Origin of the sequence: Mucilaginibacter sp. cycad4 (assembly GCF_034263275.1) — a bacterium.
Taxonomy (GTDB): domain Bacteria; phylum Bacteroidota; class Bacteroidia; order Sphingobacteriales; family Sphingobacteriaceae; genus Mucilaginibacter.
In genome coordinates this window covers 3,459,595-3,475,454 of sequence record NZ_CP139559.1, presented here as the reverse complement: position 1 = coordinate 3,475,454, position 15,860 = coordinate 3,459,595, and the positions used below count along the sequence as shown (strand labels likewise).

Below are 15,860 nucleotides of genomic sequence, written 5' to 3'. Positions count from 1 at the left end.
AAGACTTACGAAGTTTCAAAAACTTCGTAAGTCTGAATTTTATAAACTATCTAAGGCAACAGCTTCCAGGTTTTAAGTTCGCCTTTTATCACCACCATAATTTTATTGGTTACCATTTTATTCAGTATAACTTTTGCGCCTATCCATAGTAAACTTTTGGTAAGCCAGCCTAAATCAGCTACATTAAGCATTATGGTTTGGATGCGATCTTTTAAGCCGCTGCTAAACCTGTCGATATCTTTTTCTTTAAGCGTAGGCCAGTTGGTACCCGAACTGAATTTAATATCGGGAAATTTGATCTCCTGTTCAAATACAGGGATGATTTGGTAGCTATCGCTTTGGGTCGATTTAAATCTGGCCAGGTCGGCATGAGCATAGCCATCTTTAAAAATAGGATTGGTTGTAAGTGCTTTGGCAGGTACGGTAAAGTAATCGCGTAAAAAGATCTTACAATTGTGCCGGCCTAAAAAGAAATCATGCACCCTGAATTCTTTATTTAAAAATCCGCTAAACCCGCTCAGCGCACCGCAGGCTATGGCCTGTTCGCCTGTCAGGTCTGTCGATGTACCATCGGGTGCATCCACTCTGCGCGACGGGGTGATCAGATACTGGCCTGCGCAATCCTCGTCCATAGCGTCTTTAATATTAACCGCTTTTGAGCGCATTTGCGATAGCATGGATGACAATGTTAAGCCAATCACGTTTGATATAGCCCGTGATTGCGAAATTGGTTTTGGCGGTTGGGTAGGGAAGGGTTCGATCATCAGCACGGTTGAAACAAACTTGTTAAAGTTGTTATAATCAACACTGGGCTGACCGGTAAGGTCGTCTAAAACACTCCGTACTTTATCAAACGGCTCATTGTTGATCATACCACCATCAACATTCAGGGTTTGATAACCGCCGGCATCTATAGGGCTATTAGCTAAGTAATTGCTTAGCCACGGGTTATTGTTAACATATTGGGCATCGCGTTTAACAATTCTTGATTGTAACCCAACCGGAAAGGCACCGGTAGCCATGGCAGCGTCGGCGGCTATATCCGTGTTGATTTTATTTTTGAGGTCGAGCGGCATCCAGCCGTCATTATGTCCGGCGATGGCGTTTTCGGTAAGCTCAAAGCATGCATAATCATTATGGATACGCATATTATACTTGGTACGCTGCGGCGATGACGAATTGAACGGAACATTATAGGCATAGCCCTGCAGGTTTGTAAGCGTGGTGAAAATCTTTAAACCCGGTTTAATATAAGCAGGTAGCGGCTGCCATTGCTTAGGATCGGCAGCAACTACGCGTTTGGCAACATCATTAATAAAATCAGAATTAAGCGCCGATATTACACCCGAGCTTTTAATGTCACTGGTATCCAGCATTTTTGTGAACATATCGGCCTGCACAAGGTCAACCCAGGAGTGGTAGAGTTTATTTTCGGGATGTTCGGCTAAGATATCTCCCGATGGCTTGTCGATATGGGTTATCGGGTTGTTAAGGGAAGATGCCGCCATGATACTGGTCATGCCGCCAGCCGATGCGCCGCCCATTACCGGGATCTGCACCTTGTGCGATGGTACGCCGGGTTCATTGCGGTGCTTGTCCCATTCGGTTAATGCCTGAAGCAGGTAATCAATAACTCCTGCTGTATAAGCACCGGCAGATACGGCGCCGGCCATACAAAGTCCTACATAAAATACTTGCTGATCTGAAGTTTTATCTGCTGCCATGAGATAGATATTAGGTTGGGTTGTTAAATTTAAAAAAAGGATCTTATAAAATGATGCGTGAAACTACGTGAGTTAATAGCGGGTTTTACCCGATCACATGGCTTTATCGGCTTTTTGCGGCTTTGGGTGTTCCCTGGGTTTAAGTTCCCGGTCAATGATCTGTCGCTCAAAGTCTTTTTCGTCTTTGCGGTCGGTTTTAACTATCCATATCATTAATGCTATTAACATGGCTATTACAGTGGCTACTATGAAATAATTGATCTGCATGTTTATATATTTGGCTCACCTTAAATTTAACCGGGCTGTATTAACTGGCGATTAAATTTGAGTGCGAAATAAAACATGTCGATCAACCCGGATTTTGGGGATAAAAAAGCTTCAACAAAAACAATTACGCTATGCAGGCCCATGTAACCGCCATTACCCTTGCTGTTAAAGATCTTGTTTTAGGCAAAGCATTTTATACCGGAAAATTCGGATGGCAGACCCTTGCCGAAAATGAAAAGGTAATAATGTTAAAGCTTGATAATTTGGTGCTTACCCTTTGCGATGAGCTGCTTTTTGCAGCATACACAAATATAAGCAATAATGCCGGGAGCAATCGTTTTTATCTTACTATAAATCTGGCTTCAAAAGCTGATGTTGATGCCAAAATAGCCCAACTGAGGCAGGCAGAAGTACAAATCCTGAAGCATCCGGCTGAAACTTTTTGGGGCGGTTATGCCGGTTTTATTGCCGATCCGGAAGGGAATTGCTGGGAAATCTGTTATAATCCGTTTGTTGCAGGCGGATGAAGCTGGGCCAATAATATGTAGGGCTTTACCATCTTTATTCGCCTTTGGGCATTCTGCTTTTAGCTTTTATATAATTTCAATTTAATGGTATTGTAAACCAAAAGGTACTGCCTTTGTCCACTTCGCTTTCAACGCCCATTTCGCCGCCATGAAGTTCAATGATCTCAGCGCTGATATACAAGCCGAGTCCAAGACCAGAGTATTGAATGCCCGAGGTATCAACTCTATAGTAGCGTTCAAATAAATGCGGAATATTTTCCGGGGGAATGCCCCTGCCAAAATCCTGTACCGATATTTTGGCCATGTTGCCCTGTTTACTGATATTGATGACTATCCGGTTGCTGTCGGGCGCATATTTAACCGCATTGTTTACAAAATTAACAACAACCTGGTCTATCCGTTGCCTGTCGGCGTATAGTTCCAGATCGGTGTCGCCTGTAAGCTCAAGTTCATGCGTACCCGCAAGCCTCACATGGTCGCAGCATTCATTGATCATTTGTGCTGCCAAAAAACGTGTTTTATGAAGGGCAAGTTGCCCGGCGGTAATTTTTGAAACATTAAGCAAGCTATCAACCAGTTGCTGCATTTTATTCAAGCTGCTGTTGCCGCGGCTGATAAACTGGGGGATCTTATCAGATGAAGGATCAACCTTGATCAACCTGTCAAGCAATTGCATCGATGCCTTGATGGATGTCATCGGTGTTTTTAGCTCGTGACTGGCAACGCTTATAAAATCGTCTTTTTGTTGTTGCAGGTGTTTAAATTCGGTAATATCAAGTAAGGTGCCCAGTATGCGCAACGGTTTGTTTATTGATCCGTAATAAACTTTGCCTTGTGCCCTGATCCAGCGTAAAGAGCCATTGGGCCAGATAATCCTTGCCTCATAAAATAGTTTTCCGGTAATAAGCGCGGTTTTATGAGCATTATTGCGTAATTCAAGGTCATCAGGGTGCAGTGCTTTCAAAAATAAATCGCGGGGGACATCACGGCCAACTCCAAAAATAATGTTAAACCTTTCAGATGTAAGTATCTCGCCGGTAACCAGGTCAAGATCAAAGGTACCTATTTCGGCAGCTTCAACGGCCAGCCTGGCCCTTTCTTCGGCTTCCTCAATTTTGCGGCGTGCAAAAACTTTTTCAGTTACATCAATAGCAATTACCATGATGGCACTTATCTCACCGTCAAAACCTTTCACAGGTTCATAAACAAAATCAATAAATACCATTTCGGGTACGCCATTGCGTACAAGCAACAATTTGTGCTCCTTGGCAGTAATCGGTTGCCCTGTTTCAATAACGTTATCCATTACGGGGGCATATAATTCGGCAGTTTCGGGTATGGCTTCCCAAACGCCCCGGTTTTCCATTTCTGTACGTTTACGGCCTACAAGCTCAAGATAGGAGTCATTAACTACTTCAATTACCAGGTTATCGCTGTTTATGATGCAAATACCAACGGGGGCCTGCCTCACCATGTTATACAAGGTATGCCTGCTCTCTTCCATGGCCTGCCGGGCATGTTCAATTTCGGTAACATCGGTCGAAAAACAAATAACACCAACTATTTTACCGCGTGAGTTACGTACAGCCTGGTAGGTAAACTTATAATAATTTATTTGCCGTTTGCCGTTAATTAAAAATTCGGCCGGTGCATTGTTGCCATAGTAAGTTTCGCCGGTACGGTATACTTCGCCAATCAGGCTGCTGAAAGGCTGGCCTACAAGGTCAGGCAGCGCCTCGTCAAAAGGTTTCCCAATTATTGACTTATCTTTTCCCCATGCTTTTAAGGTAGCATCATTGGCTATGGCAATGAGCTTATCCTGCCCCATACACATATACACCGGAAAAGGCGAGGCCTCAATAATGCTTCGAAAAAAGTTTTCAGTAGGTTCCAAGTTACGGCGTGGTTTTATTCGGTAAAAGATGCTTTTCAAAAATAAAAATATTTTCGTACAGATTTAAATATGCAGGGCCAGTTCTGCTATGGTTTATCGATAATTAAAGAATTATCTGCACAGATTTTCAAATTAATTGCAAATCTGCTCAAAAAGTGTAAAAAATGACCTTTATAGGCGAAAGACACCGGCTTGCTGTATGACCGGGCGCGGCTGCGTTGCTTAGGTGTGATAGGCACATTTTTTTGATCAAAGCCTGCCCACATTTGATCAAAAAAATATCACAAATGAAAAATAAGTTTTTATTGGCATGCATAGTAGGGTTATTATCTGCCAGCACCATGTACGGCCGTCCGGCCGCCGAAACAGGATACGCCAGCGTGATCCGCGATTTCATTGACAGCCACATGACCTCCAACTTTAAAAAATTAAAATCAATAATGAGTGACAATTCTGTTTTAAAAATACCCCGCGGCGAAAAGGTGCTTGTACAGGAAAAGGACGACCTGGTAAGCATGATGAAAAAGGATGCCGGTACCCGGCAAAATTGCCAGTCGGGTTATGAGGTGCTTGCCAAAAGCGATGCCATGGTAATTGCCAGGGTTGATTTCAACTACGAAAACTGTACACAGCATGATTACCTGATCATCGAGAAAAATGACCGGCAGGACTGGAAAATTACCCAGGTATGCAAAATGTTTGAAGACATAAAAACGCCTTTAAACAACGACAATTCTGTAGTAGCTAAAAATTAAAATTTACTCCCTTAACTGATAATAATTAATCACCCTATTGGGGTGATTTTTTTTATTTTAATTAGCTTTAATTTAACTTTTTAATTGTACCCCCATACAGGTGATTTAATTTGCGTTTTTAATTGAATAAGCTATCGCGTTTCCCCGTTTTTCTGCTTTTGTGTTCCCTGGCAGGTATGCTGTTGTTTACAGGCCGGGCCAATGCACAGAAATACATTTTTGCGCACTATGATATTGAGGATGGGCTCATCCAGTCGCAAATAAACAAGCTATCCATGGATACCGACCATCGCCTTTGGATAGGTACCTTTGGAGGGGCCTGCCGTTTTGATGGAAAGGATTTTACCGCATATACCCGCTTAACAGGTTTGCCGGATAACTATGTTGCTACCATTTTTTCGGATAAAGGCGGCTGTACCTGGTTTGGCACAATGAACGGGCTTGCACGGCTTTATAACGGCCGGATTATAAGGTATAAACCGGATATACCGGTGAAACGCTCTTTTGTAGGCAACATAACCCAGGATGGAGAGGGAACTATCTGGGTAACAGCTGCCGGGATGCTGTTCAGGGTGAAAAATGATAAAATGCAGCATGTGCCCATTAATGATGATCCCGATATTTTTATTACCAGTTTGGCTGTTAATAGCGCAGGTTCGCTATACGTGTCTGCTTACAAAAAAGGTATTTATCATCTTAAAGCACAAAAATGGGAACATGTAATTGACATTGATCCGCAATATAATGAGCAAATTATCAAAAGGATTTTTTTCGACCGTTTTGATAAAAGCAAAACCTATCTTTTAACCCGCTCGGCCTTGTTATGTGCCAGGAACGGTATGGCTAAACCGCTGGATATAAAAAATATTACTGAAAAAATAAAAGGTCAGTTGTTGTGCATTGAGCAGGACGCCGATGCCAACATTTGGCTGGGTACCGATAACGGAGCCTATTGTATTATGGGTGACGGTGTGATCCACTATAACTCATCAAACGGCCTTACCGATAACTCTATTCCTGATATTTATTTTGATGCCGATAAAAACCTGTGGCTGGGCAGCCTTGGCAATGGCCTTTACCGCTGCGAAGGCGACAGATATACTGTTTTTGACCGTACACAGGGCATTCCTGAATCCAAAATTGTAATGTCGGTAACCCAGGACTGGAACAATAATGTTTTAATGGGGATTGATGGGGCCGGTCTTTTGCGCTATGATGGGAAAAGAACCAGCGAAGTGCCCGTACCAACCGGTTCGCCATATTTAAAGGGTGTGCAGAGTTTGTATACTGATAAAAACGGCACCGTTTGGATTGGCACCGGGCAAACCGGTTTATGGCAGTATGATAAAAACGGTTTCAGACAGGTAAAAAACAGTTCATCTTTTGCCTGTAATTTTATTACTGCCGATGATAGTGGCACTATATGGCTGGGTACGTCAATGGGCTGTTTCTATTATCAGAACGGCGAATTGAAACAATTGGAAGGTATGCCCCCTTATACGGCTTCAATGCTTAGTTTGGGGCGTGATTCTGTTTTGATAGGTACTCAAAACGGTGTTATGCTGACCGTAAATAAAAAGATAGTTCCGGGTTTTAAACTTAAATCGTTCCCGGCTACGGCAGTTTACAGCATGATCCGGTACCGTGACCTGCTGCTGGTAGGTACCGACGACAGCGGTTTATACACCTGGGATATGACAACCGGGGCTGTTAATATTTATAATGTTGATGATGGCCTCAAGGCCAACAGTATTTACAGCCTTGCTGCTGATGAACGCGGCCGCCTTTGGATGGGCACCGGCAGGGGAATTAACCGGATGCAGTACAACCCTGCAAAGAAAACTTTTTGGGTAATTGACAACATAGGCTCAAAAGAACCTGTGGTAGAGGCCAACCAAAATGCTATTATGCACCGTGGGCACGAGGTTTGGATCAGTACTACCAAGGCTGTTATGGTGTATAATACCATGACAAAAATGGTTCCTTCGCCGCCGCCGCATGTGTTCATCAAATCGGTACAGCTGATGAAGGAGGACGGCGAAAAACGATCCTCTATCGACCTTAATGACTGGGCCGAGCTTAAACATAATCAAAATCATTTGTCGATATCTTTTCTTGGCGTTTACCTCAAAAACCCAGATGCGGTATCTTACCAGTATAAGCTGGTTGGGCTGGATAGTGCTTTTAGCTCGCCCATGCGTAATAATGTGGTCAATTATCCTTCACTGCCGCCGGGTACCTATACCTTCAGGGTAAAAGCCATAAGCCCCGACGGGCAGGTATCGCCAAAGATGGCCAGCTTCAGTTTTGTGATCGTTCCGCCTTTTTATCAAACTTTTACCTTCAGGTTATTAGCCATTATATTGTTGGTACTGCTTGGTTTCGGTGTGCAAAATTTAGTGCATCAGCGTAAAATAAAACGTCAAAAGGCAATTGAAGCCATGAAGCGGGAAGAGAAGCTAAAGATCCGCCAGCAAACAGCCGAAGATTTTCATGACGATTTGGGTAACAAATTAACCCGGATCACTGTCTTATCAGAAATACTGAATGCCAAAATAGATAAAGAGCAGGCAGATCAGCGCGGAATTGTTGACCAAATCAAGCAAAACGCAGCATCATTATACAACGGTACAAAGGATATCCTGTGGGCGCTCGACCCTAAAAGCGATAACCTGTATGAAACACTTAACCATATCCGCGAGATAGGGATAGAGGTTTTTCATGATGTGCCGGTTGATTTTGAGTTTGCTGCCGTTGATGAAGATATCCAGCTGATAAAACTGCCCATGGAATACAGTCGTAACATCACCATGATATTTAAGGAGCTGTTAAACAACATCCTTAAACATGCTGATGCCGGACATGTAATTTTTGAGCTTGACCAAAGCGATAAAAACGCGATAGCAATGAAGCTTACAGACGATGGCAAAGGATTTGACAGCAGCATAGCACACCGGGGGCGGGGGATCAATAACATTAATGCCCGCGCCAAACGGATCAATGCAATGCTGCTCATTAATTCGGAAGCAGGCAAGGGTACTTCAGTAACGTTAAAATTTAGTAAAAACCAGTTAAGTAATTAAGCATGGCCCGTAACATTAAGGTAAGTATTATTGAGGATGATGAAACCCTGCGCGATGGCTATGCCTTTTTAATTGGTGCTACCGAGGGCTATGATGTAATTAGTACTTACTGCTCATATGATGAGGCTGCTAAAAAAATAGCTGCAGATAAACCGGATGTGATCCTGCTGGATATAGAGCTGCCCGGCGTTAACGGCATTGATGCTATACCCAAATTAAAAAAGCTGCTGCCCAACTGCTATATCCTGATCCTTACTGTTTATGAATCTGAAAAACAGATTTTTAACGCGCTGGCTAACGGCGCGTCGGGCTATCTAACAAAAAATACCCCCTCAACCAAGATCATTGAATCGATAAAAGAGGTACGGGAGGGCGGCGGCCCCATGAGCATCAACATTGCGCGCCTCGTGATCCGCTCGTTCCAAAAAAACCAGGAATCGCCCTTATCCAAGCGTGAAACCCAGATCCTGGAACTGATTGGCGAGGGCAAAAGCCGCGGTCAGATAGCCAATGAATTATTCATTGATCTTGAAACTGTTCGCAGCCATATCAAAAACATCTACCTCAAACTTGATGTAAACTCACGAGCCGATGCCATTAAACTGGCCAGGCAGAATAAATTGATATAGTAAACTCTGACTTGAGCGAGGCGATCCGTGGGGGCACGGTCGCTGGAATAATTAATAATATCCCCGATCCGTGTCCTCAGGGATCGCCTGAAGTATGATAATCATTACAAGCCCACTAATTCATAAATCCCCCAAATAGGGGGATACTATCCCCCCGCAGGTAAAGTACCTTTGGTATGTTAAGTAGTTTTAACTGACCGGCTACTGTAAACCCGCTTCAAAAATTACCCTGTACGCTGCCTTTAGCCAACAGGTTGGTTTTCCGTTATTAAATCTGGTTCCCGTTAATAGCTACTGCAAAATGAAATTGAAATATATACCTGTGTATACAGCCGACTTTGAGGGGCAAATTGATTTTTATACTCAAAAATTAGGTTTCAAAATAACAGGTACAATGACATTTTACGAGGGCAGGGAAAGCACGGTGATCCAGTCGGATAAATTAAATGTGGCGTTGCTTGTAACTAATAACGACAGCAACAGTGATAAGAGTAATATTATCATTAACACTGCCGACTGTTTGAACGATTATCATGTGCTCCGTACGGCCGGCGTATTTTTTTGCAAATCGCCTGCATATTTACCGGCCGGATTGGCAGCCGAATTTTTAGACCCGGCGGGGAACAAATTTATGTTACTGGAAGAAAGAAATTATAACGAACAATAAAATCATATCACAATGGACTATTCAAAAGTATTACGCAATAACAACAAGATTGTAAGCCGCACCGGTAGCCAAAGGCAGGGGCCGCAGTATACTTCAGATTTAAGCCTTCGCTTTGTATTAAGCGGTAATGAACGTTATGATATTGGCCGCAGACATTTGTCCATATATCCCGATTCGTTCCTGATCCTGAACAGGGGCACACAATATTCAACCGATACCGATCTGGGGCAGCAGGTACAATCATTTGCCATCAATTTTGATCAGCAGTTTTTACAGGATTTTAAAGAATGCTGGACCTTTGACAATGACACTTTGTTAAGTAAAGGCTATGGTAATGGTAAAGTACAGCCCGAATTTAATGAAACTATTTATCCGTTTGCAGGCGATATCAAGTACAATGTATGTCACCTGAAACAACACCTGGATAATGGGATGCAGGACGAAATGCTGATCAATGAATACCTGCACCATACGCTCATCAATTACTTTCATATTTATAATGATGAGATTTGCAAAAAAGCCGAGAAACTTGACTTTTTAAACCAGGGTACCAGGGTTGAGATCCTGCGCCGCCTTAACCTGGCTAAGGAGTACCTGTACAGTAATTATAACCAGAACATTAGTCTTGAAGACCTTGCCGAGCATGCCTGCCTTTCGGTTAACCATTTGCTGCGCACTTTTAAGCAGGCTTTTGGTTTAACGCCGCACCAATTTTTGATCCAGTTGCGTTTAAAACGTTCATTAATGCTGCTGAAGGATACCCGGTATCCTGTAAATGAAGTGGTTGGCATGGTAGGTTTTGAATGCCCAAGCTCATTTATCAGGTTGTTTCGTACACATTACAAGATAACTCCGTTAAAGTACAGGCAGTCAGCTTGATATGTGTTTGCTTTTACGGTGTTAAGATGGTGCTTTTCACACATGTGGCCCGCTTGTAACACATTATGTTTGTAATACCAGATAGTTTTTTGTTAAGGATATTTGGTCAGTTAATAGTTAATGAAAAGTCAGTAACGCGAGGTCACTGACTTTTTGTTTTTAGGGGGAACTCTACCACCACCTCATTGCGAATGACACGATAGCGAACATTACAGAGAGGTTTGCATGACCTCCCTGCCAATCGGGGATTGCTTCGTTCTTCGCAATGATGTGTTTTTCAGGGATATCCTTATGGGGAAATGTGCGAAAATCAACATTTCCCATTACCGCTGTAACATTCCCAAAAAAATATCGTCTTTTAAGTTAAAACCTACTGCTATGAAATTTTTTACCATACTGGCCGTTACCGGTGGCTTGTTTTTTACTTCGCTCCAGATAGAAAAGACTAACGTTGCGGGCGCTAAACACAAAAACAAATGCTGTGTAAACGCAAAAAAATCAAAATGCCCGCTTGCAGCCAAACGGGCAAAATCGGTTAAGTTAAACAGTTAAAAACGATACAGGGTTTCATCCCTCAAAAGGCGTCCGGTGATTTAAGGGGAATCTGTTGCCGGCGCCTTTGCACGGTTTTTATTTAGTCTCTTCAAATTTGAAAAGCGCAGCATAGCCTGCTTTTACTACAATGCTGCTCATGTTATTTAGGTTATAACCTTGTAATAATGATTTGGTAGCCGCTGCTTTGCCGGCTTCAAGGCCTGTCCGTTTAGGATCAATGGCATACGTTTTATCCTCATGCTGCCAATTTTTTGCGTGAATTGCTCAGTTGTACCAGTTTCGGTAAACAAAAGATTGTAAATAAGGCACCCGGGAAGTGGATGCCTTAATATGATGAACAAAGTTGTTTATGCTTTAACGGCCATAATGTTTTTGATTTGTCCGTTAACCTTCACCTTAACCATACGCGGAGTAGGCGAAGTCACTTTGTATGCGGTTATTTTACCATCTTTCCATTTCATATCAACGGTGAAATTACCGCGTGCTTTAAGGCCTTTAACCTCGCCTTGCGCTTTCCAAGCATCAGGGATAGAAGGGATAAAATCAATGAACCCGGCGTGGCTCTGGATCAGCATTTCGGCAATACCAGCAGTTGCGCCAAAGTTACCGTCAATTTGGAACGGCGGACCGGCTGATAACAGGTTAGGGTATACGCCACCGCCTGCGCCATAGTTAATATCTGTTTTGATGGTAGGCTTCATCAGCTCTTTAAATAGTTTGTAAGTACGGTTGCCGTCGTGCAGGCGTGCCCACCACAATATTTTGTAAGCTATAGACCAGCTCGGGCCATCATCGCCCCTTACCTCTAATGTTTTTTTAGCAGCTTCGGCAAGGGCGGGAGTAGCCTCGGGGGTAATTTCAGATGCAGGGAACAAACCGTACAGGTGCGAAACGTGGCGGTGTTGCGGCTCGGTTTCTTTATAATCTTCCAGCCATTCCTGGATGCGGCCGTCTTTGGCTATAATGCCCGGAGGGGGAAGTTTTTTTACTTTGGCAGCTAAGGTTTTACTGAAACCTTTATCCTTACCCAGTACTTTGCTTGCGGTGATCACATTGTTAAATAACTGGCGAATGATCTGGTTATCAATGGTTGGGCCTACACAGATGCTGGCATGTGTGCCATCGGGCAGGTAAAAGCTGTTCTCGGGCGATGATGAAGGTGAGGTAACCAGCCAGCCGGTTTTGGCATCACTGATAAGCATGCTGTTGTAAAATTGGGCCGCACCTTTCAGTATGGGGTAAATTTGTTTCAGGTAGTTTTTATCGCCGGTAAAATCATAATGCTGCCACAGGTTGTCACACAGCCAGCCCGAACCTACCTTACAAATACCCCATGAAGCGCTTTCGCCCGGCTCAGTAAAACCCCAGGGATTGGTAATTACGTGCGCTACCCAGCCATCGGCATTGTAATAGGCTTTGGCTGTTTTTTCGCCATGCGGCACCATGCCTTTAACTAAGTCGGCGAGGGGCAGGTTCAATTCTGACAGGTTGGAAACCTCAACCGGCCATTGGTTCATTTCAATATTGATATCCAGGTGATAGTCGCCGTTCCACGGGGTATGTACTTCGTTGGCCCATAAACCCTGCAGGTTTGGCGGAAGTAAACCAACGCGGGTGCTGCAAATGCTCAGGTAGCGGCCAAACTGGTAAAATAAAACAGGCAGCCCTTTATCGGCATCAGGATTGGTATGGAAGGCAATGAGCCTTTGATCTGTAGTAAGCTTTTCCGCTTCTGAAGCGCCCAGGTCAACCTTTACCCTGTTAAAAAGCTTTTGAAAATTGGCTATGTGCTGTTGTTTTTCCAAAGCATATGGCTTTTTCATGGCAGCCGTCAGCGCATTGTCTATTTTGGTCAAATACAGGTGGTTTTTAAAATCAGTACCTGCAGATACATAAATGATCACCTCGGTTGCGTCCTTAATAACCAGCGAAGCAGGGGTAGTGCTCAACGTGCCGCCGGTTAGCCGCGCTTTAACTCTGGCTTTGTAAGCCACTCCTTTACCATCGGTGCCATTATCCAACTGACCGGTTAAATCAAGTTCATTGCCGGTAGTACTGGTAACACCCCGCTCCGGGCGGTTGATATTAATGCTCAGGTTAAGCATGCCCGGTTTGTCGGCGCTTAGTTTAATCACATCAACATCATCACCAAAACTGGTAAAGTATTCGCGTTTGTAGGTGACGCCATTTACTTTGCAGGTGGTTTTGGCAAGGGCATTGTTCAATGATAACTCACGCTCGTAACTTTCATATTTTACATCTTTATCTTCAATACCTTTGTATTGATATTTAAGGTTGAGGTCGGCCAGCATCTGGAAACAACCAAAAGGTACGCCGCCTGATCCTTTGCCGGTACAAACAAATGATTTATCGATAATTGCCTGTGCTTTCACATTTTTACCGGCCGCAAGCAAACTCCGTATTTCGGGCAATTTTTTATAAGCCTCATAGTTATTAGCATCCTGCGATGATCCCGACCACATGGTGATATCATTCAATACTATTTTTTCGTTGGTAATGCCGCCATCGGGCATCATCCCCAAACGGCCGTTACCAAGTGCAACGGTTTCTTCCCAGCGCTGGGCAGGTTGTTTGTACCAGAGTTTTAGTTGTTTGGTTTGTGCGTAAGTAAACGTTGTAATACCTGTTATCATTACAGTTATTAACAGCGGCGTTTTTATTGGCATGTTTATTTAATTAGGTTTTCTGTTTTAAGTTATTTACACGCAGAACTACAGCACCTCTCCTTTGGTTAAATTAAAAAAATTAATTTGTTAAAAAATAAAGTACCTGGCACGTGTTCCCTTTGCTGTTTTTATTTTTATCGGAGTCTACTTTCAGGCTGAGCGTGTGTGAGCCTTTTTTAAGGTCGGTGCTGAAGGTTACATACCAGGGCAGGTAGATCCAGGAACTGAATTGCGTATATAAGTCCATCTTTTGTTCAGCGCCGCCGTCAATGCTATAACTTATAATTCCTGCATCAGGTCCGGATACGATGGCTATACCTATAGCGGTGCCGCTAAATGGCAGTGTTAATGATGAACCCGGTTTTGTGCCAATTAACATAGGCTTATGTACAAAGCCATCGCGGGTGCTCAGTTTATCATTTGGCGACCAATCGGGGTTGATGGTCCAGCCGTTTAGATTTTTTGCATTTTGGATACTGTAATAGCGGCCATTGCCGAGATTGAGTGTATTAAGCGGTTTGGGTAATGAATTTATTTTTGGAATAATGCCCTGCCGGTTATCAAAGCATGTATTAAGCAGGCTTTTTATGGTGGCAAAGTAAAGTTCCTGCCCGTAAATGGCCGGGTGCAGGTTTTTAAAATCATATTGCCATGAAAACTCGTGGTTATTTAATTTGTCAGCAACTTCTTTGGCAAGATTAATGGATGGTAAACCATAGTGCTCTGCAACCAGTTCGTGGTTTTTTATTTGCACCGGGGTTTTACCATTGTTGTAATCCCTGATCTTATCCGGATCAACAAACGACATCATGACGAGGTCCATCAGCGGATTGGCTTTTTTGGCATGCCTTACAATGCCTTCCAAAGCGCGTATCTCGGTCAGGCTATCCAGCCCGTTCACATTATCGTTTACCGCAGCTTCAACAAACATCAAATCAACTTTGCCCGGGTCAAGCACATCCCGCTGTAAGCGGAAAGCATGAGGTACGCTACCTAATGAAGGGATCCCGGCCTGTATAAAATGAAAATCAGTTGATGGAAAGCGTTCGGTAAGGTAACGGCTTATTTTTTGACGCCAGCCCGGATTATAAGTGATGGAGCCACCTAAAAATGCTACCGTAGCTTTTTTACCCGAACGCAATACGTTAAAACTATTAGCCAGCCCATTACGGGTGGTAAAATAATCGCTATAGGGAAGTATCTTTTTTACAGGATAGCTATAGTCTGTAATGATATCGGCCCAGTGCTCCGGGTGCTCAATCGGGAAGTGGTGCCCGTTCAACTCCTGAGGGCCGGCAGTTACGGGGTATATCATCATTGGTCCGCCTAAAGCGGTATAGCGTTGTGCAAGGATGTTGGTGTTTTCGGCATTAGGCACCAACTTGTCGTTTATACCAATGATGTGCATAACAGGTACTTTAAAGGCAGCAAGCCCATCCAGGTTATCAATGGGGTTGTCTTTATAATCAAGCGCTTGTTGTTCTGTGAAGTGGTAAACCTGTTGCAGTTGTTTCCAAAGATTAGTGTCACCAGCGGCAGTTAGCTTGCCGCCCGGCCAGCTTTTGATATCGCAAACAGGGGCTTCGTTATAAATACAACTGATTTTATCGGGATTGCGTTTGGCCCAGCCATATACATATAAGCCGCCGCGGCTTACACCCTCAAGCGCGGCTTTTGGAGCAAAAGCCTGTTTAGTGGTTAGGTATCTGTAAAAAGTATCCCAAACCTGCAAAGCATAGGGGCTGCCATATTGATTATCAACATTTACAAAAGCAACATGAAAACCCCTGGTTAGCAGGATACTGTCAATATCGGTATGCCAATCCGGAAATGAGGCCCGCCATACCCATGGGTTGCCTTCGAGTGCCTTTTTAGGGTTTACATAATAAGCTTTATGGGGGCCTATGGTAATGTTGATCCGTTCAAATCCCTTCCAGGTATCGTTAGCTGCATTTTGAATAGTATAGGTGGCAGGGGCACTCCCTGCGCTGCCATTTTTGGTTTTTTGGGCTAAGACAGTACCGGCCGTGAACCCCAATAATAGCGTAATTAGTAAAGCTTTAATCATTCAATTTTGGATATAGAAATTCCGCTTCAAAAACTTCTCCCTTTTTGGATTGCTGTTTCCGATTAAAAATGTTTTGTAAACCTTTAGTAGCTGGCGTTATAATCAGGGTAAAAATATGGAGGACA

The 15,860-nt window shown here is 43.5% G+C and carries 12 protein-coding genes; 7 read left to right on the top strand and 5 right to left on the bottom strand.

Annotation, left to right across the window (positions count from 1 at the left end; genetic code table 11):
• Positions 1–50: 50 nt before the first annotated feature.
• Together SNE26_RS13975 and SNE26_RS13970 are read right to left on the bottom strand one after the other, a co-directional pair.
• Positions 51–1,724 (bottom strand): patatin-like phospholipase family protein, encoded by a 1,674-nt coding sequence (locus tag SNE26_RS13975; protein WP_321559955.1) that lies wholly within the window; start codon positions 1,722–1,724, stop codon positions 51–53.
• Between the two features lie 93 nt (positions 1,725–1,817).
• A complete protein-coding gene (locus tag SNE26_RS13970; RefSeq protein ID WP_321559954.1) occupies positions 1,818–1,991 on the bottom strand; it encodes a hypothetical protein in 174 nt (57 codons plus the stop codon).
• A 131-nt stretch (positions 1,992–2,122) separates the two neighbouring features.
• Between SNE26_RS13970 and SNE26_RS13965 the strand changes: the two genes are divergently transcribed.
• Positions 2,123–2,518: a VOC family protein gene (locus tag SNE26_RS13965; protein WP_321559953.1), complete on the top strand. Its 396-nt coding sequence runs from the start codon at positions 2,123–2,125 to the stop codon at positions 2,516–2,518.
• Positions 2,519–2,594: 76 nt separating this feature from the next.
• Here SNE26_RS13965 and SNE26_RS13960 read toward each other — a convergent pair whose 3' ends face one another.
• A complete protein-coding gene (locus SNE26_RS13960; protein ID WP_321559952.1) occupies positions 2,595–4,412 on the bottom strand; it encodes an ATP-binding protein in 1,818 nt (605 codons plus the stop codon).
• Positions 4,413–4,699: 287 nt separating this feature from the next.
• Between SNE26_RS13960 and SNE26_RS13955 the strand changes: the two genes are divergently transcribed.
• The 6 genes from SNE26_RS13955 to SNE26_RS13930 all read left to right on the top strand — a co-directional run bounded on the left by SNE26_RS13955 (position 4,700) and on the right by SNE26_RS13930 (position 10,977).
• Positions 4,700–5,167, top strand: coding sequence for a nuclear transport factor 2 family protein (locus tag SNE26_RS13955; RefSeq protein ID WP_321559951.1), 468 nt, complete (start codon positions 4,700–4,702; stop codon positions 5,165–5,167).
• A gap of 122 nt (positions 5,168–5,289) precedes the next feature.
• Positions 5,290–8,250 (top strand): two-component regulator propeller domain-containing protein, encoded by a 2,961-nt coding sequence (locus SNE26_RS13950; protein ID WP_321559950.1) that lies wholly within the window; start codon positions 5,290–5,292, stop codon positions 8,248–8,250.
• A 2-nt stretch (positions 8,251–8,252) separates the two neighbouring features.
• Complete coding sequence (locus SNE26_RS13945) at positions 8,253–8,879, top strand: response regulator (RefSeq protein WP_090524105.1); 627 nt, start codon at positions 8,253–8,255, stop codon at positions 8,877–8,879.
• A 301-nt stretch (positions 8,880–9,180) separates the two neighbouring features.
• Positions 9,181–9,546 (top strand): VOC family protein, encoded by a 366-nt coding sequence (locus SNE26_RS13940; protein ID WP_091171082.1) that lies wholly within the window; start codon positions 9,181–9,183, stop codon positions 9,544–9,546.
• Positions 9,547–9,558: 12 nt separating this feature from the next.
• Positions 9,559–10,425 (top strand): AraC family transcriptional regulator, encoded by an 867-nt coding sequence (locus SNE26_RS13935; RefSeq protein WP_321559949.1) that lies wholly within the window; start codon positions 9,559–9,561, stop codon positions 10,423–10,425.
• A 378-nt stretch (positions 10,426–10,803) separates the two neighbouring features.
• Entirely contained in the window at positions 10,804–10,977 is a 174-nt protein-coding gene (locus SNE26_RS13930; protein WP_321559948.1) for a hypothetical protein, read from the top strand.
• Between the two features lie 350 nt (positions 10,978–11,327).
• Here the strand turns inward: SNE26_RS13930 and SNE26_RS13925 are convergent, their stop codons facing one another.
• Entirely contained in the window at positions 11,328–13,667 is a 2,340-nt protein-coding gene (locus tag SNE26_RS13925; protein WP_321559947.1) for a glycoside hydrolase family 95 protein, read from the bottom strand.
• A gap of 79 nt (positions 13,668–13,746) precedes the next feature.
• Positions 13,747–15,735: an SGNH/GDSL hydrolase family protein gene (locus SNE26_RS13920; protein ID WP_321559946.1), complete on the bottom strand. Its 1,989-nt coding sequence runs from the start codon at positions 15,733–15,735 to the stop codon at positions 13,747–13,749.
• Positions 15,736–15,860: the final 125 nt, after the last annotated feature.